The organism is Prauserella cavernicola (genome assembly GCF_016595675.1).
Taxonomy (GTDB): Bacteria; Actinomycetota; Actinomycetes; order Mycobacteriales; family Pseudonocardiaceae; genus Prauserella_A; species Prauserella_A cavernicola.
Map to the genome: position 1 here is coordinate 1 of NZ_JAENJH010000067.1, position 290 is coordinate 290.

A 290-nucleotide genomic window follows, 5' to 3' on the forward strand; every position below is an offset into this window, starting at 1 on the left:
GAGCCCGCGGGCCCTCGCCGCGGCGGCCGCGGCGCCGAACACGCCGCACACGCCACTGGGGTGCAGTCCGCGGGCGTGGAAGACCCCGCCCGCAGCGGCGCCGACCCGCGTGGAGACCTCGGTGCCCGCCACCACCGCGGCCAGCACGGTCGCGCCGTCGGCCCCGGCCGCCTCCCCCGCGGCGACCGCCGCCGGGGTCACCGCGACGCTCACGTGCGTCACCGACTCCGGGTGCGTGTCGTCGAAGTCGAGCGCGTGGCACAGCACCCCATTGACGAACGCCGCCTCCG

General features: G+C 79.3%; 1 protein-coding gene. It reads right to left on the reverse strand.

Features of this window, described 5'->3' with window-relative positions; translation table 11 throughout:
• The coding region (locus tag JHE00_RS34720) for an MmgE/PrpD family protein (protein WP_200326446.1) at positions 1-290 on the reverse strand (290 nt) is incomplete at both ends.